This is a genomic window from Cupriavidus basilensis, from assembly GCF_008801925.2.
In the GTDB taxonomy this organism is placed as follows: Bacteria; Pseudomonadota; Gammaproteobacteria; order Burkholderiales; family Burkholderiaceae; genus Cupriavidus; species Cupriavidus basilensis.
The window spans coordinates 2,846,357-2,869,057 of sequence record NZ_CP062803.1 but is presented as its reverse complement, the minus strand read 5'-3'; the positions used below and the strand labels follow the sequence as shown (position 1 = coordinate 2,869,057).

Annotated in this window: 21 protein-coding genes and 3 tRNA genes; 12 read left to right on the top strand and 12 right to left on the bottom strand. The window is 63.8% G+C overall.

The features are described from left to right. Positions 1 to 38 precede the first annotated feature (38 nt). Together F7R26_RS13115 and F7R26_RS13110 are read right to left on the bottom strand one after the other, a co-directional pair. Positions 39 to 251 carry an AlpA family transcriptional regulator gene (locus F7R26_RS13115; protein WP_012112310.1) on the bottom strand — a complete coding sequence of 71 codons (213 nt, stop codon included), beginning with the start codon at positions 249 to 251 and terminating at the stop codon, positions 39 to 41. A gap of 118 nt (positions 252 to 369) precedes the next feature. Then, positions 370 to 1,116, bottom strand: a complete 747-nt coding sequence (locus F7R26_RS13110) for a hypothetical protein (protein WP_012112309.1) — start codon at positions 1,114 to 1,116, stop codon at positions 370 to 372. A 924-nt stretch (positions 1,117 to 2,040) separates the two neighbouring features. On the opposite strand from F7R26_RS13110, the gene F7R26_RS13105 reads away from it, so the two are divergent. From F7R26_RS13105 to F7R26_RS13090, 4 genes are all read left to right on the top strand, one after another. Next, positions 2,041 to 2,116 (top strand) — tRNA-Gly (locus F7R26_RS13105). 104 nt (positions 2,117 to 2,220) lie between these two features. After that, a tRNA-Cys gene (locus F7R26_RS13100) sits at positions 2,221 to 2,294 on the top strand. Positions 2,295 to 2,727: 433 nt separating this feature from the next. After that, on the top strand, positions 2,728 to 4,272 hold the full coding sequence (locus F7R26_RS13095) for a methyl-accepting chemotaxis protein (RefSeq protein ID WP_150983184.1): 1,545 nt from the start codon (positions 2,728 to 2,730) through the stop codon (positions 4,270 to 4,272). Between the two features lie 388 nt (positions 4,273 to 4,660). Next, on the top strand, positions 4,661 to 5,899 hold the full coding sequence (locus tag F7R26_RS13090; protein WP_150983185.1) for a cation:proton antiporter domain-containing protein: 1,239 nt from the start codon (positions 4,661 to 4,663) through the stop codon (positions 5,897 to 5,899). A 27-nt stretch (positions 5,900 to 5,926) separates the two neighbouring features. Here F7R26_RS13090 and F7R26_RS13085 read toward each other — a convergent pair whose 3' ends face one another. Beyond that, the gene (locus tag F7R26_RS13085) at positions 5,927 to 6,832 is read right to left on the bottom strand and encodes a LysR family transcriptional regulator (RefSeq protein WP_150983186.1); all 906 of its coding nucleotides are present in this window, start codon (positions 6,830 to 6,832) and stop codon (positions 5,927 to 5,929) included. 124 nt (positions 6,833 to 6,956) lie between these two features. Between F7R26_RS13085 and F7R26_RS13080 the strand changes: the two genes are divergently transcribed. Further along, positions 6,957 to 8,060 (top strand): YeiH family protein, encoded by a 1,104-nt coding sequence (locus F7R26_RS13080; RefSeq protein WP_170301716.1) that lies wholly within the window; start codon positions 6,957 to 6,959, stop codon positions 8,058 to 8,060. Positions 8,061 to 8,107: 47 nt separating this feature from the next. Here F7R26_RS13080 and F7R26_RS13075 read toward each other — a convergent pair. Further along, positions 8,108 to 8,194: transfer RNA gene (locus F7R26_RS13075), tRNA-Leu, on the bottom strand. A 207-nt stretch (positions 8,195 to 8,401) separates the two neighbouring features. Here F7R26_RS13075 and F7R26_RS13070 point away from each other — a divergent pair. The 3 genes from F7R26_RS13070 to F7R26_RS13060 all read left to right on the top strand — a co-directional run bounded on the left by F7R26_RS13070 (position 8,402) and on the right by F7R26_RS13060 (position 9,872). Then, the gene (locus tag F7R26_RS13070) at positions 8,402 to 8,728 is read left to right on the top strand and encodes a hypothetical protein (RefSeq protein ID WP_150983187.1); all 327 of its coding nucleotides are present in this window, start codon (positions 8,402 to 8,404) and stop codon (positions 8,726 to 8,728) included. Between the two features lie 282 nt (positions 8,729 to 9,010). Further along, on the top strand, positions 9,011 to 9,268 hold the full coding sequence (locus F7R26_RS13065; protein ID WP_006158643.1) for a hypothetical protein: 258 nt from the start codon (positions 9,011 to 9,013) through the stop codon (positions 9,266 to 9,268). Positions 9,269 to 9,464: 196 nt separating this feature from the next. Further along, positions 9,465 to 9,872 (top strand): heme-binding protein, encoded by a 408-nt coding sequence (locus F7R26_RS13060; RefSeq protein ID WP_006158644.1) that lies wholly within the window; start codon positions 9,465 to 9,467, stop codon positions 9,870 to 9,872. A gap of 242 nt (positions 9,873 to 10,114) precedes the next feature. Here the strand turns inward: F7R26_RS13060 and F7R26_RS13055 are convergent, their stop codons facing one another. From F7R26_RS13055 to F7R26_RS13040, 4 genes are all read right to left on the bottom strand, one after another. Beyond that, a complete protein-coding gene (locus F7R26_RS13055; RefSeq protein WP_150983188.1) occupies positions 10,115 to 10,447 on the bottom strand; it encodes a hemin uptake protein HemP in 333 nt (110 codons plus the stop codon). Between the two features lie 217 nt (positions 10,448 to 10,664). Next, entirely contained in the window at positions 10,665 to 11,078 is a 414-nt protein-coding gene (locus F7R26_RS13050; protein ID WP_150983189.1) for an ExbD/TolR family protein, read from the bottom strand. Positions 11,079 to 11,107: 29 nt separating this feature from the next. Beyond that, on the bottom strand, positions 11,108 to 11,845 hold the full coding sequence (locus tag F7R26_RS13045; RefSeq protein ID WP_150983190.1) for a MotA/TolQ/ExbB proton channel family protein: 738 nt from the start codon (positions 11,843 to 11,845) through the stop codon (positions 11,108 to 11,110). Positions 11,846 to 11,874: 29 nt separating this feature from the next. After that, positions 11,875 to 12,531 (bottom strand): energy transducer TonB, encoded by a 657-nt coding sequence (locus F7R26_RS13040; RefSeq protein ID WP_150983191.1) that lies wholly within the window; start codon positions 12,529 to 12,531, stop codon positions 11,875 to 11,877. A 457-nt stretch (positions 12,532 to 12,988) separates the two neighbouring features. On the opposite strand from F7R26_RS13040, the gene F7R26_RS13035 reads away from it, so the two are divergent. After that, complete coding sequence (locus tag F7R26_RS13035) at positions 12,989 to 15,289, top strand: AAA family ATPase (protein WP_150983192.1); 2,301 nt, start codon at positions 12,989 to 12,991, stop codon at positions 15,287 to 15,289. Between the two features lie 21 nt (positions 15,290 to 15,310). Here F7R26_RS13035 and murI read toward each other — a convergent pair whose 3' ends face one another. Beyond that, positions 15,311 to 16,123, bottom strand: coding sequence for a glutamate racemase (gene murI / locus F7R26_RS13030; RefSeq protein ID WP_150983193.1), 813 nt, complete (start codon positions 16,121 to 16,123; stop codon positions 15,311 to 15,313). A 96-nt stretch (positions 16,124 to 16,219) separates the two neighbouring features. Further along, positions 16,220 to 17,743, bottom strand: a complete 1,524-nt coding sequence (locus F7R26_RS13025) for a fumarate hydratase (protein WP_150983194.1) — start codon at positions 17,741 to 17,743, stop codon at positions 16,220 to 16,222. 285 nt (positions 17,744 to 18,028) lie between these two features. Between F7R26_RS13025 and F7R26_RS13020 the strand changes: the two genes are divergently transcribed. The 3 genes from F7R26_RS13020 to F7R26_RS13010 all read left to right on the top strand — a co-directional run bounded on the left by F7R26_RS13020 (position 18,029) and on the right by F7R26_RS13010 (position 20,926). After that, a complete protein-coding gene (locus F7R26_RS13020; protein ID WP_150983195.1) occupies positions 18,029 to 18,829 on the top strand; it encodes a hypothetical protein in 801 nt (266 codons plus the stop codon). 82 nt (positions 18,830 to 18,911) lie between these two features. Beyond that, a complete protein-coding gene (locus tag F7R26_RS13015; RefSeq protein WP_150983196.1) occupies positions 18,912 to 19,664 on the top strand; it encodes a response regulator in 753 nt (250 codons plus the stop codon). Beyond that, the gene (locus F7R26_RS13010) at positions 19,661 to 20,926 is read left to right on the top strand and encodes a sensor histidine kinase (RefSeq protein WP_150983197.1); all 1,266 of its coding nucleotides are present in this window, start codon (positions 19,661 to 19,663) and stop codon (positions 20,924 to 20,926) included. Before F7R26_RS13015 ends, F7R26_RS13010 begins: the two co-directional genes overlap by 4 nt. Positions 20,927 to 21,000: 74 nt before the next feature. Here F7R26_RS13010 and F7R26_RS13005 read toward each other — a convergent pair whose 3' ends face one another. Together F7R26_RS13005 and F7R26_RS13000 are read right to left on the bottom strand one after the other, a co-directional pair. Further along, positions 21,001 to 21,576, bottom strand: a complete 576-nt coding sequence (locus F7R26_RS13005; RefSeq protein ID WP_150983198.1) for a TIGR00645 family protein — start codon at positions 21,574 to 21,576, stop codon at positions 21,001 to 21,003. An 85-nt stretch (positions 21,577 to 21,661) separates the two neighbouring features. Then, positions 21,662 to 22,606, bottom strand: a complete 945-nt coding sequence (locus tag F7R26_RS13000; protein ID WP_150983199.1) for a DMT family transporter — start codon at positions 22,604 to 22,606, stop codon at positions 21,662 to 21,664. Positions 22,607 to 22,701: the final 95 nt, after the last annotated feature.

The window sequence follows — 22,701 nt, the reverse complement described above, 5'->3', positions numbered from 1 at the left end:
CTCTCCGTTTGGCGATGGGAAGTCCGAGGGGGAGCGAGTCAGGTGCGGTTGTTAAGGCGTTCGGCGATCCACTGATCGATCTCGACCGAATCCCAGCCCACCGCGCGCACGCCAAGGCGCAACGCCTGTGGAAACTGGCGCTTCTTCATCAGGTTGTAGATGTGGGCGCGTTTGAAGCCGGACTTCGCTTCAACTTCATCGAGCCGCAGGATGCGGCGCTCGTGCGGTGGCAGTACAGGTACTTGCGACATGGCGGTCACTCCTGAACGCTCAGTGGCGTTTGTTGGCGTGACCTCTATTCAATAGACATGGCTGCAAAAAGACATTGCAAATGCAATCTCCGAGACTGCACATACAAGATGGAAGAATTCACGCGGCTGCGCTACGCACATTCTTCCTGGCGTTGGCGAACTTGCCGTTCAAGGTTCGCTCCGTGATGCCCATGGTGCCGCCATAGTGGGCGAGCAATGCGGTGACGATTGCCTCCTGCGTCTTGAAGCTGGAGTACGGCACACCCGATGGGGATTGACCCAGCATCAGCGTCAGCATGCCACCGATGATGTTCAGGTACGTGGTCTCCGCTCGATCACTGATCGCGCACTGCTTGGATGCCAACAGCACCGCGGACTGCTTGAGCAAGGCTTCGTGTTGCGCTTGAAGTTTGCGCATCTCACGCCGGCTATGGTCCAGCGCGGCCTGCAGAGCCTGCCGTTCCAGCAGGATTGCCTGTCCTGTTTCCAGGGTGATGGAGGGATGCGCCATGCGCTCGCTGCGGCTGAACAGGAATCCGGGTCGATGCTCAGGATAGTGAGTGCGCATCCAGCGTTTCAGATCGACGTGGCGGATGGTCAGATCGGGTGAACTCACCAACTCTGGGTCATTGAGCGTGATCCCGTTCTTGCCAAAGGGCAGTTCCGAGTTGAGGATGCCGTCGTAGATGCGTTCCGAGTACAGCCGACACTCGTTCCATCGCGGGCAGTCCAATGTCTGCGGCAGGCACCGCGGTGATGCGATCGAGGCGAGGATCGACGCCTTGTACCGCAACAACCCAGCCCACCGTATGGCAGCTTCGATGGGACGATAGAACACCTTTGATAATGGTGGCTCCTTGTGCATGTTTTCGTCTCCTTTCGGAAGCGCTACATCACCGGCTCCTTTCTCGCCCTGCCAAGGGCTGTTGTGTCGTTATGCCTGTGGCGGATGCCAGGGACGAATGCCCCGGAACGTGGGCGGACGAGATCATGGCATCCGCCACAGGTGGCCCTCTCTTGCTCAATGTGCAAGAATCGACCAGTTGCCGGCCCGTCGAGTAACAAGGAAGAAGCACGCTCGACAATGGCGCTCACGGTGCCAGCGTCATGGGGTGCGTCAGGCGTATCAAGACCGATTCGCTATGGTCTGATATCCCTACGGTTTCACAAGTCGCGCTGGGGCGCAGTCGTTGCTCAACGTCCAGAGGGACGCAGAGAAAACCGCGCGTGTGATGCTTGTTCTGGCATCCTGATATATCGACATAGCATCCAGCGATCCTGGGCTGTGGCCAGTTTGAGGCTGTTGCGCGCCGCTCCCACACGGTCGCCAGCTGACCAGGTGATGTGAACATGCGCCCCATCTTTCCTTGCTCGCCGCTTGGCCTTCATCACGAACAGCCTTGGGCTGTGGTGCGCACGGCATCAAACCAAGCGCGGTCTCAACGTTCGATGCTGATGCCATTCCTGACGCAAGGAGACCTGAGTGTCGAGCGGCGTTGCAGGGGCGGGCCTCTGGTAGCCGTGTATTCTGCGTCGGTTGTCAGGGGATGAAATGGCAGTCCTTGGACGCTGATGGAAGTTGTTGGATGAGTTTTGTTGCCGAGGGCGAAGAACAAGGCTATAATTCAGGCCTTCGCTGCTCACGGCGGCGAAGAATGTGATTGGGAAACAAGGATTTAGCGCCCTAGTGCCTGTCTCGTTTCCCGCTCCAGGTTTCGGTTAAGTCTGGAAGTCCGCAGTGCTTTTTTGTGGTTCCAGGTTGGCACGCAGAGTAGTCGAAGTAGTAAATGCGGGAGTAGCTCAGTTGGTAGAGCGCAACCTTGCCAAGGTTGAGGTCGCGAGTTCGAGCCTCGTCTCCCGCTCCAATCCCAAAGGGAAGCACCGCTTCCCTTTTTGTTTGTGATGGTAGTGCGCAAGCGCGGCCCGGCAGGGTCTGGCAAATGCGGCTACAATCCAGCAGCCGTCACCCGGCGGGGTGGCAGAGTGGTCATGCAGCGGCCTGCAAAGCCGTGTACGCCGGTTCGATTCCGACCCCCGCCTCCAGTATCTTCAAGCACTTAGCGCTACCCTAACCGGTGGCGCTTTTTGCTTTCTGGCGATCCGATCACCGGCGCCATCCGCACCGACTATTTCCCACTCCTTTCCCCTCCTCCTTCCCCCTCTTTTTTTCCCTCAAATTTCCGACAGATTGCGCGTCCCGGCTCGTTTTTGTCGTTTATCCTCGTCGATTTTTAGGACAAGTCCTAATATCGTCGCTTATTTTTGTTTGATTTCACAATTCTGCTTCAGCTATGCCGGCGGCTGCCGTAAAGGCGGATGAGGGTCGTCCAAAAGACGGCTCGCCGGATTCCGAGAGTGTTGCAAGCGCGCTTCCAAAACAGACTGCCTGACCCCGTTCCCGTTGCCCACGGGCGTCATTTCATCGTCCACCTCTATGGAGAATCGGCGTCGCTCCCGCGCGCGCCGACATTGCGTCATGAACATCACTCAACGTCTCTTAGCCACCTTGTCGCTGGCCCTGCTGGCCTTGCTTGCCGTCGGAGTCGGCGGCCTCTGGCAGCTCCGCGAGTCGCAGGAGCGTTTTACCTACTTCAATGACAACACGCTCACCAGCGTTCGCATGCTGAGCGAGCTGCGCGATACCGTCAGCACGATGCGCGTGTCGCTCTACCGCTATGCCTTGTCGCCGGATGCAGGCAGCCGCTCGGACGCCATGAATAGTTTGGCGAAGGCGGACGAGATCTTCGACAGCACGGTCGCAACTTACGAGCGCAGCGATATTTCCGATGAGACCGACCGCCAGATGCTGGAGGCGGACCGCGCCGCGGCGAGGCAATATCGCGCGGAGCGGGAGCGCTTCCTGGAGCGCTTCAACGCCAACGACGATGAAGGTGCGCGTGGCATGCTGATGGGGGGCTCGCTCTTTGTCGCGGTCTCGGCGCTGCACACCGTCATCAACAAGCACGTGGCGTACAACGCGGGTCTGGGCGAGCAAGTGGTGGCGACCAACGGCAAGGCGTACGGACTGGCCTTGACAGTCTTCTCGGCAATCATTGCCTGCGGCTTTCTGGTCACCGGAGCACTCGGCTATTCGCTCTACCGCCGCATTCACAGCAGCCTGGCCGAGATCGAGCAGACCCTGCGCTATGTGAGCGAGTCGCTCGACCTCGATCGCCGCGCTTTGGTGTGCCATGAGGATGAGATCGGGCGCACGGCGATTGCTTTCAACCAGTTGATCGAGCGCGTGGCGTCGGCGCTGCGTGAAGTCCGCTCGTCGACCGACTCGGTCAGCACGGCCGCCCACCAGATTGCGGCGGGCAACGTAGATCTGTCCACGCGTACCGAGCAGCAAGCGGCATCGCTGGAGCAGTCTGCCGCCAGCATGGAAGAGTTGACCGCGACCGTACGCCAGAATGCCGACAATGCGCGCCAGGCCAGTGGCCTGGCGGACAATGCCGCCGAGGTGGCGGAGCAAGGCAGCACGGCCGTGCAGCAGATGGTGGAAACCATGGGCGCAATCAGCACCAGTTCCACTCGTATCGCGGAGATCACGAACTTGATCGAAGGTATCGCCTTCCAGACCAATATCCTCGCGCTCAATGCGGCGGTAGAGGCGGCACGCGCCGGCGAGCAGGGCCGCGGCTTTGCGGTCGTGGCAGGTGAGGTACGCAGCCTGGCCCAGCGTTCGTCCAGCGCGGCGAAGGAGATCAAGGACTTGATCGACACCTCGGTGGACACGGTTCGCCAGGGCTCGACGCAGGCCGAGGGAGCAGGCAAGACCATGAGCGAGATTCGCCAGGCCGTGCGGCGCGTCTCCGACATCATCGGGGAGATCGCCGCGGCGTCGAGCGAGCAGAGTACCGGGATCGAGCAGATCAACCAGGCCGTCGGGCAGATGGACCAGGTCACGCAGCAGAACGCAGCCTTGGTGGAGCAGGCGGCAGCGGCTGCGCAATCGCTGGAAGAGCAGGCCGACAAGCTGCGCGAAACCGTGGCGACGTTCCAGCTGGCCGGGCGCTAGGGCTTGTTCAGGGCGGCGGGATGGCAGGGCGGCGGTGCATTTCTGCGGTGATGGGGGCACATCCTGCCCCGATTCCGCGCTTTGCCATTGTGGTGATCGTGTTACATTCCATCTTGTAGTCTTCACGGGGCGTTCAGGGGATATCCGACCTGAACAGCGTGCCATCGTCGTCCGCTTGGACTCATGCTGCGCTTTTCGCCTCCAGGCTGCCGTAAAACTCCTGTTCCCGTTTTCCCTCAATCAGTGCGGTACCTCTCGGCCTGTGTCCGGCATTCAACGCCGCAGCGCGGCCCAGAGGTCGCTTTGTGGTCCCCGCCTTACGGTCCCTGGGGGCGGGCGGGTTGTCCAGTCACCGCCGCCATGGCCAAGCACGAGGAACCCAGAACGCATGCATCACGCTACCCCGCTCATCAGCACCATCGTCGGCGGTCTCGTCCTGGCGTTTATATTGGGTGCGCTGGCCAACCGGCTAAAGCTCCCGCCGCTGATCGGATACTTGTGCGCGGGCATCGTGGTCGGCCCATATACGCCGGGCTACACAGCGGACCAGGCGCTGGCCCCGGAACTGGCGGAGCTTGGCGTGATTCTGCTGATGTTCGGGGTTGGCTTGCATTTCTCGCTCAAAGACCTGATGGCGGTGAAAACGATCGCCATTCCTGGGGCGGTGGTACAGATCGGCATTGCTACCTTGCTCGGGATGGGCGCGGCCTGGGGCTTTGGCTGGGATTGGGGTCCAGGCCTGGTCTTCGGGCTGGCACTTTCGGTGGCTAGCACCGTGGTGTTGCTCAAGGCTTTGCAGGAGCGCGAGCTGGTGGAGTCGCCGCAGGGCCGGATCGCGGTGGGCTGGCTGATCGTGGAAGACCTGGCCATGGTGCTGACGCTGGTGCTGCTGCCGGCGCTGGCGGGCCTGCTCACGCCGTCCACAGATGCCACGGCGTCAGGCGCGGTCGCACCGGACTCGGGCGACATCGTGTTCGCTGTGTTCGCTACCCTGGGCAAGGTGGCCGCCTTCGTCGCCGTGATGCTGGTGATCGGTCGTCGCTTTATTCCCTGGATGCTGGAGCGCATCGTCTGGACCGGGAGCCGGGAACTGTTCCGGCTGGCGGTGTTGGCAACGGCGCTCGGCGTGGCCTTTGGCGCGTACTCGCTGTTCGGTGTGTCGTTTGCGCTCGGTGCATTCTTTGCCGGCATGGTGCTGGCGGAGTCGGAGTTCAGTCACCGCGCGGCGGAGGAGTCGCTGCCCTTGCGTGATGCGTTCGCCGTGCTGTTCTTTGTTTCGGTCGGCATGCTGTTCAACCCGATGGTGCTGATCAACGACCCCTGGGGCGTGCTGGCCACGCTGTTCATCATCGTGGTGGGCAAATCGCTCGCTGCGCTTTGCATCGTTCGGGTGTTCGGGCATTCCACCCGTACCGGCATGACCATCGCGGTCAGTCTGGCCCAGATCGGCGAGTTTTCCTTCATCCTCGCGGGTCTCGGCGTTTATCTGAAGATCCTGCCTGAGCGGGGCCACGCCCTGATCCTGGCTGGCGCGCTGCTGTCCATCGTGCTGAACCCGTTGCTGTTCCACCTGCTCGATCGCTATACCGCCAAGCATGCGGGCGAAGCAGATCCCCACCCCGCATGAGTGCGGGCATGCTGCGCTCTGTGCAGCTCACTGGCTGGCCGCAGCGGCATCGCGGCGAAGATACTCCGTAAAGGCCAGCAGGCCCTGCGTAGGGTACTTATCCTGGTGAACCACGAGGTGCAGTGGCCTCACCACGTCGGGCAGGCCATCGCGCAGCGCCACCAGTGTGCCGCGCTGCAATTCGTCTTCCACCACCTGCAGCGACAGGCAACTCACTCCATAGCCGCTCATCACGGCACGCTTGATCGCTTCGGAGTTGCCCAGTTCCAGCGCGAAGCGCAATTCGCCCAGCAGTGGTGCCAGCCGTTGTTCGATGATCTCGCGCGTGCCCGAGCCGGGTTCGCGCACGACCCAGTCGGCATCGCGCAAGGCGGCCAGATTGCCTGGGTCGCTTGCCAGCGGGTGTGACGGGCTGACCACCACCACCATCACATCGTCCCGCCAGTGGGCGCTGCGCAGGTCGCGCTCGTGGCATGTGCCCTCGATCAGCCCGATATCCGCCTCGAAATGCAGCAGCGCTTGCAGGACCTCGCGCGTGTTGCCGATGCGCATGTCGAGCGCGCAGGGCCCGCTCTGTGCATGTCGAAAACCCGCTAGCAGGCCCGGCAGGATGTAGCTGCCGATGGTGTTGCTGGCGGCAATGCGCAGTTGCACCCCGGGTTGCACGGTGAAGCGCTCGAGTTCTTGCGCCTGGTCCAGCAGCGACAGCGCGCGCGGGAAAAACAGCCGGCCGGTCTCATTGATGCTCAGGCGACGCGCGACCCGGTCAAAGAGGGCACCGCCCAGCGTGGCCTCCAGATCCGCCAGCGCGGCGCTCACCGCGGATTGCGACATGGCCAGCGCATCGGCTGCTGCCACGGTGCTTCCGTGCTGCGCCACCGCGACGAAAACGGAGAGCTGGCGCAGGGTCAGGCGGAGAGGGCGATGGATCATAGCTGTAAAACAGGTAATGTATAACGATATTACCTGTTTTACAGATTTCTGCCTGGTAAGTACGCTTCGGACATATTCAATATGCGCCCCGAAGCCCTCCGGCGTTACGGGCAGGACCCCCGCCATGTCTTCCATTCAATCGTCCGCAGTTGCCAATCTCGGCACCGAACCTCCTTCGTGGCCGACCCGGGTCTTGACGCTGGTGCCGCTGGGTTTCATCGCCTGGCTGGCCATGGTGTTCTCGGCGCACCCGGTGGTCTCGCACCTCGGCATGAGTGCGCTGACGCTGGCCATGTTCGCCGGCATGGTGGCGGGCAATACGCTGCCGCAACGCTGGCTCACCCCGCTTGCGCCGGGCATGCAGCTGGCGCGCCAGCAACTGCTGCGCCTCGGCGTGGCGTTGTACGGCCTGCGCCTCACCTTCGGTGCTATCGCCGACCTGGGCCTGGCAGGCGTGCTGGTGCCGCTGGCCATGCTGGTCTCGACCATGCTGCTGGGGATCTGGATCGGTTCTTCGCTGCTGGGACTAAGCCGCCGGGAAGCCATCCTCGTCAGCGCGGGCAGCGCCGTATGTGGCGCCGCGGCGGCCATCGCGGTGGCTTCGGTAGTGCGCACCGACGACCGCCAGACGGCCGTGGCCGTGGCCACGGTGGTGCTGTTCGGCACGGCTGGCATGCTGCTGTATCCCTATCTGTTTGAGCTGGCCACGCAGCACTGGCACCTTGCCATCAGCGAGCGCACATTTGGCATCTACACTGGCGCCACGCTGCACGAAGTGGCACAGGTCATCGCCTCGGGCAAGATGGTCAGCGATGCCACCGCGGATGCCGCTGTGGTGACCAAGATGGTGCGCGTGCTGGCGCTGGGCCCGCTGTTGCTGGTGCTGGCGTTGTGGCCGAAGGCCGGCATCGGGCTGGAGGAAGAAGGTAACGGCGAGAAGGGGGCAGGCGGGCGTCCGTGGGGTGCCATCCTGAAGGCGATCCCTTGGTTTGCAGTGGGTTTTGTGGCGGTGATGGCCGTGCATTCGGCGGGCCTTGTGCCCCAGGACTGGAAGCCCGCCCTGCTTGCCTTCGATAACTGGCTGCTTGCCTGCGCGATGCTCGCAATTGGCTTACACACCCGCATCGGCACCTTGCTGCGCGCCGGGCGCAAGCCCCTGGTGCTGGCAGGCCTGCTGTTTGTGTTCCTGGTGTGCGGTGGCGCGCTGTTGTGTGCGGCGGTGGCCTGAGCGCGCAAAGCCGGGGCAGGGGAGCGTGGATGCTGGGAGGGTGGTGCTGGTGCGGCCGACGGGGGTCGAACCCGTAAGCCCGTAAAGGCGGCAGATTTTAAGTCTGCTGAGTCTACCAATTTCTCCACGGCCGCACGGCAAGCCCGATATTGTGGTCGGTTGGGCGCGGTGATGCAAGCTCCGCGCGGGATTTGCGCCGCAGGCTGCCAAGTCGGCGAGGCAACGTGTTTATGTGCTGGTTGTTACTCCTGGTAACAATGTAACGTTCTCGGTTTCACCTGCAATTTCCCAGGAACCTACAATACCTCTTATCGAATAACGCATTGCAAGAGGCAAGGATCATGAAACGTTGGTGGCTCGCAGGACTCGCTTTGCTTGGGGCGCTGGCATCCGGTGCGGCTATGGCCCATGTGAGCGTTGGTGTGGCGATCGGGGTGCCTGGCGTCGTGGTCGGCGGCCCGGCGTACTATCCGCCGCAAGCCTATATTGCCGCGCCGCCCGTGGTCATGGCGCCTGCCCCTGTCTACTATGGCCCGCCGCCCGTCATCGTGCGGCCGGCTCCGGTCTACTACGGTCCGGGACCGGGCTATTACGGCCCGCGCTACTACGGCCGCGGCTATTATGGGCGGGGCTACTACGGCCCGGGACATGGACGCCACTGGCGATAAGCATGAACGACCTGCCTTGCGCAGGTTGGTGAAAGGGGCCCTGCGGGGCCCTTTCGTTTTTCAGATGCAGCCTTGGGAGGCACACTGTAGGCGGCAGTCCGGACAAGGTTCCATAGTTATCAGTGGGGTCAAAAAATTTGAAGAGACAGGTCAAACCGGCTCTCATATCGTTATTAGGGTTTCCACCTATACTGCTGCAGTGACGCCGTGATGACAAGATTCCGCAATGCTTCATCATCCAGCGCCCCTCCAGCACGACCTAATTCCCAAGAGGATCCGCCCATGAAGATCAAAAACAGCCTGGTGGCGATCGCAGCCCTGACCGCCCTCTCCGCACTCTCCGCCTCCGCCTTCGCAGCCGGTATCGCCAAGGCAGACCCTTACACCGATGGCGCCAAGATCGGCAAGGTTGATCCCTACACCGATGGCGCCAAGCTTGGCAAGGTTGACCCGTACACCGACGGCGCACGCAAGGTGGATCCGTTCACCGACGGCGCCAAGGTTGGCGATCGCCGCGACCAGTTCAGCGACGGAGCCTGAGTTTGCCGGACATTAGCCTGCGGCCCTGAGGGCTTCGGCCGTCCGCATCCAGCAACGCCGTGAATCATCGAAAGACCCGCCTCGAGCGGGTCTTTTGCTTTTTGCGGGCAGGTGCCAGGACAGTGGAGGCATGGTCATGCCAAGGGCCGTGGCGCTATACTTCCGGCTCACTGAAATGATCTTCGAGGAGAGTGGTATGCAGCAAAAAACCGTGCTGACGGCAGATGATGTGAAGAAGGTACTGGCCGCAGCCGAGCTGGAAGCCAAGAATCACCAATGGGCAGTTTCAATTGCCATCGTGGACGACGGTGGTCACCTGCTGGCATTGCAACGCCTGGATGGCGCTGCACCGATTTCGAGCTACATCGCCACCGAAAAGGCGCGCACGTCGTCGCTGGGCCGTCGCGAGTCCAAGGTTTACGAAGACATGATCAACAACGGCCGCCACTCTTTCATGACCGCGCCGGTGCTGCAAGGCATGCTGGAAGGTGGTGTGCCTATCGTGGTCAATGACCAGGTCGTGGGTGCAGTTGGCGTGTCGGGCGTGAAGTCGACCGAAGACGCGCAGATCGCGCGTGCGGGCATCGCCGCCCTGGGCGTCTGATACTCGCCTGCAAACAGAGGCGGCCGTGCTGGGCAGTGAGCGTGGCTCACTGCCCAGCACCTCCTGCTGACTGCGGAGCAAATCGCTTGTGCTCCCTATGCTGATGCCTGTCGACGGCTTTGGCATCGGGCTGCCGGTTCCGGTAGCCCTTCTTGCATCGAAATCCCGTACCGCGTTACATGGTTGCCACGATGGTTTCCCACTGCATGGCTTGGGCTGGCGCGTGCGCGCCCGGGCACGGGTCACTTCGTCAGGATCAGCTTGCCATAGCGCGTGATGCGCAGCGTGTAGACCTCGCCGTTATGCAGGATCGGCAGCAGGTTGGCGCCACGCATCAACGAATCCAGGGGCACCGCATCCCCTGCGGGCGCAGCGGGCAGGCTGTCGCGCACCAGCGCTTCGAGCCGGGCGGGCAGGGCAGCTACAGCAGATTTCATTGATTCGATCGCTGCGCTGGCGGGGCTCTCGCGCCGCGCCTGCGCAGCCTTGTTGGGATTGACTTCGACCCGGCGCAGAGAAAGGCGGCGACGGGTGACTTCATGCGGTTGCGACAGCGGCAGGGTCAGGGTGCTCATGGGCGGGCTCCGGTCCGGTGGTCCGTGGCGGCTACGCGGGACTGCGAGCGGTCACGACCGGGTTCAAGTTGGCTAGATATTAAATGAGAATTGTTATCATTACAATAGTGATTTTCAATCGTGCAGGATGGGTCAGCGCAAACAAAAAGGGCACTCCATGGAGTGCCCTTTTTGTCGATGCCACGTTGCCGGCCCAAAGCGCACGGCACGAACAACACTAATGCTTGGGTTCCGTGATGAACCCGATCTTGCCCAACCCGCCGTGCTGCGCGGCTGCCATGACTTGCGCCACACGCTCATAGCGCACGTCGCGATCGGCCCGCAGATGCAGCTCAGGCTGCGGCTGCTGCTGCGCGGCCTGGGCTATGTTGGCTTCGAGCGTGGGCTCGTCCACCTCAGCCTGGTTCCAGAAGATCTTGCCGCTGGCGTCGATCGACAGGTTGATGTTCTGCGGCTTGGGATCGTTGGGCGTGTTGGTTGCACGCGGAAGGTCGATCTTGACCGTGTGGTTGATCACGGGAATGGTGATGATGAAGATGATCAGCAGCACCAGCATGACGTCGACCAGCGGCGTCATGTTGATTTCGCTCATTACTTCGTCATCGTCCGAGTCGAGGGTGCCGAATGCCATGATGACTTCCTTGTTGCCTTGCTGCGGCCTTACTGATTCTTGACTGCGAGGCGCACACCGTTGTCATCGGTGGCACGCGCGCTGGCGCTGGTCGGGCGCACACGGGCGCCGGTGACGAAGTAGGCGTGCAGGTCGTGGGCGAAGCGGTTGAGTTTCGAGATCACGCCCTTGTTGCCGCGGGTCAGCGCGTTGTAGCCCAGCACGGCGGGGATCGCAACGGCCAGGCCGAAGGCGGTCATGATCAGTGCCTCGCCCACCGGGCCTGCCACCTTGTCGATGGTCGGCACGCCGGAGGCACCGATGTTGATCAGCGCGTGATAGATGCCCCACACGGTGCCGAACAGGCCAACGAACGGCGCGGTGGAGCCGACGGACGCCAGCACGGCCAGGCCCGATTGCATGCGTGCAACGGCCTCGTCGATGGCGCTCTTGAGCGAGCGGGTGATCCAGTCCGAGATGTCCATCACGTCGTGCAGCTGCGGCTGGCTGGCGCGGTGGTGCTGCGCAGCTTCCTTGCCGGTCATGGCCAGCGTGCGGAACGGGTTGGCTTCGCTGCTGCCGAGGGTTTCGAGGGCGTGGTCGAAATCGTCGGAGTGCCAGAACTGTTTTTCAGCGCCGTGCGCCATCTTCTTCAGCCGGAAGAGGTCCCACGCCTTCGTGAGAATCACGATCCACGAAGCCAGCGACATGATGAGCAGAATGATGGCGGTGGCACGCATGACGAAATCGCCTTGCGTCCAGAGGTGAGAAAGTCCGAGGTCCTGCATGTTGGTTCCTGGTGAGGTCGGTATTGAAATCAGTTGAGTTCGAACCCGATCGGCTGCTGGGCGGTAACCGCCACGGCACGACCGTTGTCCAGATAGGGCTTGCAGCGCATGCGTCGCACCGCCTCCTCGGCGGCTTGGTCCAGCCTGGAGGATCCGCTCGAGGTCACGACCGCGGTCTTGACCACCTTGCCGGTATCGTCTGTAGTCAGACGCACCACGGCCTTGCCAGTTTCACCCATGCGCCGCGATTGCGACGGATAGGTGGGTTGCGGCGGGCTGCACTGGATCTCCCCAATGCCGACCGCGCGTGGCGCCGCCGACACAGGAGCGGCCGGCTCGGGGGCAGGGGCAGGCGGTGCCGGCGGGGCGGGTGGCGCGGGCGGTGCTTCCACGGCATTGGGCGTAGGCGGCAGCGATGCCACCGGCGTCGGCGTGGGGCGCGGTTGCGGCGGTGCAGGCTTGGGTGTGGTGACCTTCACCTGCTTGGGCGGGGTCTCCGGTTTGGGCTTTGGCGTCTCGACGGCGGGTTTTTGGGGTGGCTCGAGCGGGATGATGCGGGCGACGACTTCCGGCGAGATCACGGCCTCCGTGATCTTGCGCCCCAGCCCGCTCTGGATCAGGTAAAGCAGGCCGACGTGGAACAGCAGGACGGCAAGCGTGATCTTGAAAAAACGTTGATCGAACATGAGAAAACAGCAGATGTCGGCGAATTGGCGCGGCGCCGGCTTTATTAGCGATAGGGCCTATTTGCGATAGAACAGGATCAGCGAGATGCCACAACCGACCAGCAAGCTAAGCAGCAATTCCATGATAAACGCTCCTTCAACAGTGATGCCGGTGGGAGCGCCGCTCTCGAGGCAGCGTGTCAGGCTGCCAGTATAAACGATAATGATTCTTATTTGGTGGCATTTTGTGCGATGCGTTGAATCGCTGCCGCGCAGCCGTCTTTATACGCCGATTTGGCGATACCTTCCCGTGGCTGCGACAAAATGCGCGCTCTCGCACGGCACAGGGTTGCCGGCAATGCCCGATCTGCCACAAAGCGCGCTAGCATAGGAAAAAGACGATTCATTCGAGCCAATCGAGCCGTTCGAGCATTTCGCCGCGCCGGCCGCGGCGCCCCCCGTGCGAGAGGACCAGGCCATGGATTTCACCCGTTTCGCCGAAGACGACCGCTCGACCCTCCTGCGTGCCGCGACCGGCTCGCCATGTACCTCCGCGCTCGACTGGATGTGCGCCCAGTTCGCCCTGCGGGTCGTGTGCTCGCTGGGGCCCAGATTCAACCTGCGCAGCAATATCAATGACATCCTGACGGTCAGCGCACAGGAGATGGTGTGGCCGTACGGCGTGGTGTTGCGCGTCCAGCGCTTCCTTGCCGCACGCTGCGCCGATATGCCGGCCTGGAAAGGCGCGGCGCGCCTCACGCCCGAAGAATTCCTGGAGCGGCACGGGCAATGGAACAGCGCGTTCGACGAGAGCGCGCTGTTCTACTACCTGGATGAGTACGTCAAGCATCACGCCAAGGATATGTTCGCCGTGTTCGATGCGTCGGCGGCAGCGCTGGCAGCGCGGCTGGATGGCGAGCGCGTGCTGCTGGTGCGTAACATCGACATGCTCAGCCATGTGCTGGATTTGCCCGAGCACGAGCGCAAGCTGTTGCTGTATGCGGCGCTCGCAAAATACAAGCGCGACCTGCGTGCGGTGATGGTGGACTGTAAGGTGGCGCATAGTCAGGAAGCCTTCCAGATCCTCGCCGGCCTGACCGGCGCAAGTCCGGCCGCGGTGGCGGCCTCGCTGCGGCCCGGCTCGCGCCTGGAGACGCTTAACCTGATCGAGCAGCCCCTGCCCGAGAACAGCGTGACCGACCTGGGCGACCTGATGCGCCTGTCGGACCGGCTGCTGCATGTCCTGCTGGGCAACTACGCGAACGAAGCCGAGATGATGGCGGTGTTCACGCGCCCGGCGGCAGCTCCCACGCTTGGCACCGGCGACTATCCGCACGTCGAGACCGATGCGCGCTACCTGTCGGCACTGCTGGCCAACGCCACGCAGCAGCATGCCTGCGGCGTCAACGTGTTGATCTACGGCCCACCCGGCACCGGCAAGACCGAGTTCGCGCGGCTGCTGGCGCGCGAGGCTGGCTGCGAGTTGTACGAAGTGGACTGCCTGGACCGCGACGGCAACAGCTTGTCAGGCAAGGATCGCTATCGCTCGCTGCAGGTGTCGCAGGCGTTCCTGCGTGGCCGCCCGCGCACGGCTTTGCTGTTCGATGAAGTCGAGGATGTGTTCCCGGGCAGCGCGCGCGAGCTCACCAGCCTGTTCGGCCAGGAAGACCCGCGCGGCTCGGTGAACGGCAAGGCCTGGGTCAACCAGACATTGGAGCAGAACCCGGTCCCGGTGATCTGGATCTCCAACTCGATTCGCCAGATCGATCCGGCCTATCTGCGCCGTTTCCAGTTTCACCTGGAGCTGAAGATCCCGCCCCCGCTGGTGCGCGAGAACATCATTCGCAAGCACCTGGGCACGCTGGACGTGAGCGACGCCTTTATCGCATCGCTGGCCGCGCGCAAGACCTTGACGCCGGCGCAGGTGCAATCGGCCGCGCGCTTCGTGCAACTGGCGGGCTCGGGCGTGGCCGAGCCGGTGGAGGCGCTGATCTTGCGGCAGCTGGACCATGCCGACCGTGCCATGGGCTTGCGCCCGGAAGTGGAAGGGCGCCCGGTGGTGACGCACTACCGCCTGGATTACCTGAACCTGGAGACGCGCTACGAGGTCGGCAAGATCGTGCAGGCGCTCAAGGCACGGCAGCGCGGCACCTTGTGTTTCTATGGTCCCCCTGGCACCGGCAAGACCGCGCTGGCCGAGCACATCGCGGCCGCGCTCGAGCAGCCGCTGATGATCCGGCGCGCCTCCGACCTGATGAGCAAGTATGTGGGGGAAACCGAGCAGCAGATCGCGGCGATGTTCGCGCGCGCGGAGGAAGACGGCGCCATCCTGTTGCTCGACGAGGCCGACAGCTTCATGCAAAGCCGGCAGAACGCCGTGCGCAATTACGAGGTGTCCGAGGTCAACGAGATGCTTCAGGGCATGGAGCGCTTCAACGGCATCTTCGTTTGCACCACCAACCTGTTCGAGCGGATCGACGAGGCGGCGCTGCGCCGCTTCTCGTTCAAGATCCGTTTCCTGCCGCTCAAGCCGGAGCAACGCACGGCGATGTTCGTCGAGGAAGCGCTGGATGCCGATCCGCGGCGCATGGACGCCACCATGCGCGAGGAACTGGCGAAGATGGATTGCCTGACGCCGGGCGACTTTGCCACGGTCAAGCGTCAGTGCGTGCTGCTCGGCGAGACGCTGACGCCAGACGAGTTCCTGGCGCAGTTGCGCCAGGAACATGCCGTCAAGCCGGACGTGCGGCAGCGCCGGCCGCTGGGGTTCCTGCAGTGACCTGAAGCGGGAGCCGATGCCTCAGTCGAATGCCGGCGCGGGCTCGATCACCAGGGTTTCCGCGGGCGCGTCCACATGCAGCAGCGCCGCGGCCATGGCACGCAGATGGGCGGCATCCTTGGTCGAGGTGTAGCGGTCGTTGGGTACCGCGTCGGCGTTTGCGGCCATGCCGTGCTCGGCCAGCTTGCGCCGAAGTTGCCGCGCGATCGCGTCACCGGTATCGACCAGCGTCAATCGGTCGCCCACCAGTTCACGCACGGTGTCCGACAGGAAGGGGTAATGGGTGCAGCCAAGTACCAGCGTATCGGCGCCGGCCTCGAGCATGGGCGACAGGTAGGTGGTGAGTTTCTCGCGCACGGCCGGGCCATCCACATCGCCTTGCTCGATCAGCGGCACCAGCCCGACGCCAGCCTCGCAGAGGAAGCGGCTCTCGCCTTCCAGGGAGGCAAGCAGCCGGCCGAACTTTGCGCTCTTCAATGTGTTGCCCGTGGCCAGCACGCCAACCACTTTGCTGCGGCTGGCGGCGGCGGCGGGTTTCAGGCCAGGCTCGACGCCGACGATCGGCAACGCCAGCTTTTCGCGCAGCGTTTGCACCGCATGCATGGTCGCCGTGTTGCAGGCGATCACCAGGGCCTTGCAGCCCTGCGCCACCAGCCATTCGCAAACCTGCAGCGTGCGCGCCTCGACAAATTGCTCTGGCTTCTCGCCATAGGGTGCGTACTTCGAGTCGGCCACGTAGATCAGCGACTCCTGCGGGAGCAGGGCGCGGATTTCGCGCAATACGGACAGGCCGCCGAGGCCGGAATCAAAGATGCCGATGGGTGCGTTGTTCACAGGAAGGATCGAGGCAATCAAGAGTTTAGGTAGCAAAAAGCCGGGTCGGATGACCCGGCTTTTGCGCACAGCATCGCTGTCACGGCGTGGCGCGTGTTACAGCGCAGCGACCGGGATCTTGCCGATCTTGGCTTGCCATTCGGCGGGGCCGGTCTTGTGCACCGAGGTGCCTTCGCTGTCCACGGCCACCGTCACGGGCATGTCCTTGACGTCGAACTCGTAGATGGCTTCCATGCCCAGGTCTTCGAAGCCGACCACCTTGGCGTGCCGGATAGCCTTGGCCACCAGGTAGGCCGCGCCGCCGACAGCCATCAGGTAGGCAGACTTGTGCTTCTTGATGGCCTCGATCGCCACCGGGCCGCGCTCGGCCTTGCCGATCATCGAGATCAGGCCGGTTTCGGCCAGCATCATCTCGGTGAACTTGTCCATGCGGGTGGCGGTGGTGGGACCTGCCGGGCCCACGGCCTCGTCGCGCACCGGATCGACCGGGCCCACGTAGTAGATCACGCGGTTGGTGAAGTCCACCGGCAGCTTCTCGCCCTTGGCCAGCATGTCGGCGATGCGCTTGTGCGCGGCGTCGCGGCCGGTCAGCATCTTGCCGTTGAGCAGCAGGGTCTGGCCCGGCTTCCACGAGGCGACTTCTGCCGGCGTCAGCGTGTTCAGGTCGACGCGCTTGGAAGTCTCGGTGTTCGGTGCCCACTCGACCTTCGGCCAGGCCGACAGGTCAGGCGCTTCGAGCTTGGCCGGGCCGCTGCCGTCCAGCGTGAAGTGCACATGGCGGGTGGCCGCGCAGTTCGGGATCATCGCGACCGGCTTGGAGGCAGCGTGGGTGGGGTAGCCCATGATCTTGACGTCCAGCACGGTAGCCAGGCCGCCCAGGCCTTGCGCGCCGATGCCCAGCGCATTGACCTTCTCGTACAGCTCGACGCGCATTTCCTCGACCCAGTCCTGCGGGCCGCGAGCGATCACGTCCTGGATGTCGATCGGGTCCATCAGCGATTCCTTGGCCATGACCATGGCCTTCTCGGCGGTGCCGCCGATGCCGATGCCCAGCATGCCCGGCGGGCACCAGCCAGCGCCCATGGTCGGCACCGTCTTGAGCACCCAGTCGACGATGGAGTCGGACGGGTTGAGCATGACGAACTTCGACTTGTTCTCCGAGCCGCCGCCCTTGGCCGCCACCTGGATGTCCACGGTATTGCCCGGCACCACTTCGTAGTGGATCACGGCAGGGGTGTTGTCCTTGGTGTTCTTGCGGCCACCTTCGGGCGGGCTCACGATGGATGCGCGCAGCACGTTGTCCGGGTTGGTGTAGCCGCGGCGCACGCCTTCGTTGATCATGTCCGACAGGCCCATGGTGGCGCCATCCCAGCGCACATCCATGCCGACCTTGACGAAGATCGTCACGATGCCGGTGTCCTGGCAGATCGGGCGCTTGCCTTCAGCGCACATGCGGCTGTTGGTCAGGATCTGCGCGATCGCATCCTTGGCCGCGGGACTCTGCTCCAGCTCATAGGCACGGCCCAGGCTGGTGATGTAGTCCATCGGGTGGTAATAGCTGATGTATTGCAGGGAGTCGGCGACGCTCTGGATGAGGTCTTCTTGTTTGATGACAGTCATTTTTGTGGGGAGGACAGTCGAGGGGAAATTCAGCCCGAAATCATACACCTAGCGAGGGGTAGGTGCCTGACTGCATGCGGCTGTCGACAGAGTTGCAGGTGCGCTTTCCTACGCACGGCTGGCCGATGCGCGCTTCCTGCCGCGAAGTTCTTCGCCTGCTTGCGACGCTTGCCTTACAGGGCCTTACGGGCGGGTGAAAAGGCCCCGATTCCGTTTTCTCCTTGGCGCATGTTCACGGTGGGCCGGCGGTTATCTTGGCATCTCCTCAATAACGGAGATGTGACCATGACCTTGAGCGCAATTGGCAGCAACACGTCGCTGTCCAGCCTCTTTCAGACGCAGTCCAGCGGCAAAAGCTGCGGTAGCCAGGATGCGTCCAGTGGCAGCGACACCAGCAACTCGGCCAGCAATCCGGCCGATGCGCTGATGCAGGCACTTCAGCAAACGCTGGCGCAGTTGGGCATCACGACCTCGTCGTCCAGCACGGACAGTTCGACGACCGCGGCTTCCGCCTCGTCTGCCACTTCCGCCAGCACCGCTTCGGGCACCGCCGCCGGCACCACCACCGCGTCCAGCGCAACGGATAGCGCGGATGCGTCCGGCAACGCGGTGCAGGCGTTCGTCGGCGCGCTGTTCCAGGCACTTGCCTCCCAGGCTGCCGGCACCACCGCGAGCCAAGGCACGAGCGCTGCTACCACCGCTACCACCGCCGCCAGCACGACCGACAGCACCGTAGCCAGCGCGACCGGCACCGATGCGACGCAGGCGACCCAATCGCCGGCTGCCGCCACCGGCCATCACCACCACCATCACCACTACCAGAGCGTCAGCGCGGATCTGTCCAGCCTGGCGCAAGAAGCTGGCGCCAGCAGCACTTCATCGAGTGGTGCCAGTTCGGATAGCGCCAGCAACCCGGCCTCGGCAACGCTCGCGACCCTCCAGACGGATTTTTCCGCGCTTCAGCAATCCGGTAGCTCGGGATCGACGGTATCCTTGCAGTCGTTCCTGCAGACGCTCTCGGCCAACCTGAGCAGCGGCAACGGTACGATGAGCACCGTTGGCAACTTCGTTACCACGCAGGCATAAAGAACCACCCGCAAGGGCGTGCTGCTGTTCCCGGCACGCCCTGCGCACGCTGCCCAGGCAGCGTGCGCGCGCCTTCACATTCATGACTCCTCACGTGCTTCTCGTCGACGACGACCCCGTCGCCTGTGACCTGCTGTCACGCATCCTGCTATCCAGCGGCATGACGGTGTCGGTGCTGCATGACGGCTACGATTTGTCGCGCCGCCTCACGCAAGAGCGGCCATCGGTGGTGCTGCTCGATATCATGATGCCGCGCAAGGATGGGCTGAGCGCGTTGCAGGAAGTGCGCGCTGCCGGTGATGATGTGCCCATGATTTTCCTGTCGGCGCGTGGCGAGGCCGCCGACCGTGCCGCGGGCCTGGAGCTTGGCGCCGACGATTACCTGCCCAAGCCATTTTGCTCGCGCGAATTGCTGGCGCGGATCCACGCGGTGCTGCGCCGCCGCCCGCAGGCCCCGGGGAGCGCGCCGGAGCAGCGTCACTCTTACAGTTTTGGTCCGTTCGACGTCGATTTTTCCGCCCGCATCCTGACGCGCGACGGCGAGCGCCTGCCCTTGCGCGATACGGAATTCGCCATGCTCAAGGTCTTTACCGGCCACCCGATGAAGGTACTTTCGCGCGCCCGGCTGCATGACCGTCTCTATGGCTCCGACATGCATTTCCGCGACCGCAGCCTGGATGTGCCGGTCTGGCGCTTGCGCCGCGTGATCGAGGAGGATCCATCCGTGCCTCGTTACATCCAGACCGTGCGGGGCCGCGGCTACGTCTTCGTCCCCGGGCTCGACGCGTTCTGCGCCGACGAAGCCGACGACCTCGACGAAGCGCCGGACACATGAAGAATCCGTTCAATACGCTGTTTGGGCGCATGGCGGTGCTATCGGTCTCCGTGCTCGTCATTGTCCATCTGGGCTGGACCGCGCTGATGTTCCACCTGCGCCCGCATGGCCAGGCGGACGGCATGGCCCGGGGCATCGTGCTGGCGCTGGGCACGCTCGACGCGAGGCCGGGTGCCGGCGGGGAGCGCAAGCCAGGCGCCGCCATCCGGCTTGCCGCCCTTGGTACCGAGCCCGCCGCCGGCCAGTTGCCAGAGCATGGGCCCTTGCGCCATCTGCTGCGCGACCTCCGGCAAGGGCTCCCAGCAGGGTCGGAGCTGCGCGTGGACCAGGCGTGGCCGCCGCACCTGTGGGCGCGCCTGCCCGGGCAGTCCCGCTGGGCGGTCATGGCACTGGACATGCGGCCGCCGCCACTGCCGCCGTTCGTCTTTGAAACCACGGGCATGCTGGTCGCGGCGATCCTGCTGTCCCTGTTCGTCGCATGGCAGATGCAGCGCCCGATCGCCCGCGTGGCCGGCGCCGCGCGCGAGCTTGGCAGTAGCGGGAGCGCGGCGCTGATTCCGGTGACGGGCCCGTCAGAGTTGCGCTATCTGGCCGAGTCCTTCAACGACATGATGCGCAGGCAGGCGGAGAGCCGCGAGAACCAGGCGGTCATGCTTGCCGGCGTGGCGCACGACCTGAAGTCGCCGCTGACCCGGCTGCGCCTGCGCGCCGACGTGCTCGCGGATACCGCTGAGCGCGGTGGCTTTGTGCAGGACATCGACTCGATCACGCATATCGTCAATCAGTTCCTGGAGTACGCGAACGAGAGTCCCGATCCCGGTCCGGCCATCGAAGTCGATGCCTTCCTGCGCCAGCAGTTTTCCGGCGCGTTGTTTCAGTTGCGCCTGGACGCCGGGCCGCGGTTCGTGTTGCCGCGCACGCTGGTGGACCGGATGGTCACCAACCTGGTGGACAACGCGCTGGAGTATGGCATGCCGCCGATCCAGATCGAGACCCGGCTGGACGGCGAGCACTGGCATATCGTGATACGCGACCATGGCGAGGGCATGCCGGATGGGCAGGTCGAGGTGGCGATGCGTCCATTCGCGCGGCTAGACACCTCGCGCGGCGGCGACGGCCATTGTGGCCTTGGGCTGGCGATCGTCAGTCGCCTGGTGGAACGCATGGGGGGGAAATGCCTCGCTCGCAATGCGCCCGGGGGCGGTTTCCAGGTTTGTCTCGTGCTGCCCGTGCTGCAACCGCCAGGGCATCCGGTGGCATGAAGCGCTGGCTGCTAACGAAAAAAAACGGCAGCCCTGGCTGCGGTTTCGTGATGCCGGCATAGGGCCGAAGCCCCTCAATGGGCAGGCTCTTGCCTGTTCTGCTGGCCGCCGGGATGTGCGGGATGTGAAACCAGCTTGTCCACATAGGCCATGGCCACCGCAGACAGCAGGAACGACACATGGATGATGACCTGCCACATGATGACGTGCGGGGCGCGCTGGTCGGCATCGATGAAGGTCTTGAGCAGGTGAATCGATGAAATGCTGATCAGCGCCATCGACAGCTTGACCTTGAGCACGCCGGCATTCACATGGTCCAGCCACTCCGGCTCGTCCGGATGGTTGTCCAGCCCAAGCTTGGAGACGAAGGTCTCGTAGCCGCCCACGATCACCATGATCAGCAGGTTGGAGATCATCACCACATCGATCAGGCCAAGCACCACCAGCATGAACTTGGTTTCGTCGTACTCGGTGGCGTGGGCCACCAGGTGCCAGACCTCAACACCAAAGTGATAGACGTAGACCGCTTGCGCGATGATCAGGCCGAGATACAGCGGCACCTGCAGCCAGCGCGATGCGAAGATCAGGTTGGGGAGCGGGCTGAGCCGCTTTGGCGGGCTCGGCTGGTTCGACAGGGGTTGCGATGCCATGGTCGGTAGAAAGCTAGCTGAAAGAGAGGGGCCGCGATTGTACATGGTGCAGATTTCGCCAATCCGTGGCTTTGCCCGCGTGCGGCTAGTCGGTGTTGCTCGCCTCTGTCCTGCTGGCGCGCCATGCGCGCCGGGCCAGCGGTCCGGGCCAGCTCGCCAGCGCGATGCCGGCCAGCACACAGGCGAGCGCCACGCCGTGTGGCCAGCCCGGCGTCTCCCCGAGGAACACGATGCCGTAGGTGGCGGCCGCGATCGGCAGCACCGCAGTGAACACGCCCGCCATCTGTGCCGGCACGTGGCGCACGCCTTTCATCCACAGCCAGAACGAGAAGATGCTGGCCGACAGCGCGTACCAGAGCACCATCCACCATATGCTCGCCGGAACCGACGCCATGTCGAAATGCAGCAGCGGCATCAGGCCCAGCGGCAGCATCAGCAGCCCGCCGATCAAGTGCGTATAGGCGCAGATCTCGATGGCCGCCAGGGTTTGCGCCAGGCGCCGTGAGAGGATCACGTAGATCGATTCGCAGATCACCGCGCCCATGATCATCAGGTTGCCGAGCAGCGCATGCTCGCCGCCGGCGTCGGCACTGCCGCCGCCGCCGTGGTCCGTGCCCCGCGCCACGTTCAGCACCGCGATGCCCGCCACCGCCAGCAAGACCGAGAACACGGTGCGCCGCGATAGCCGCTCGCGCAGGATCAGCCACGAGAGCAGGGCCACGGTCGCAGGTATGGTGCTGGTGATCACGCCTGCGGCCATGGCGCTGGTCAGCCGCACGCCGCCCAGCATCAGCAGCGTGAACAGGAACGTGCCGAAAAAGGCTTGCAGGAAGAGGTTGAGCCATTCGCCGCGCGAGACGGCGCGCATGCGCGCGGGGCGGTACCAGGGCGCCAGGCACACAATGGCGATGGCGAAGCGCAGCAGCGCGAACAGCAGGATGGGTACGTAGGCGACGATGGCCTTGCCCAGCCCGACATTGCTGCCGACGAGGGCCATTGAGGCAATCAGGAAGAGGGCGTGGATGGGCACGGGGTCTGGGTGGCGGCGCTGTTTGGTCGGGATCCGGCCGGCTTGTGGCCTGGTTTGGGCACGGCACTGGCCGCGCTTTGGCGACGGTTTGGCGC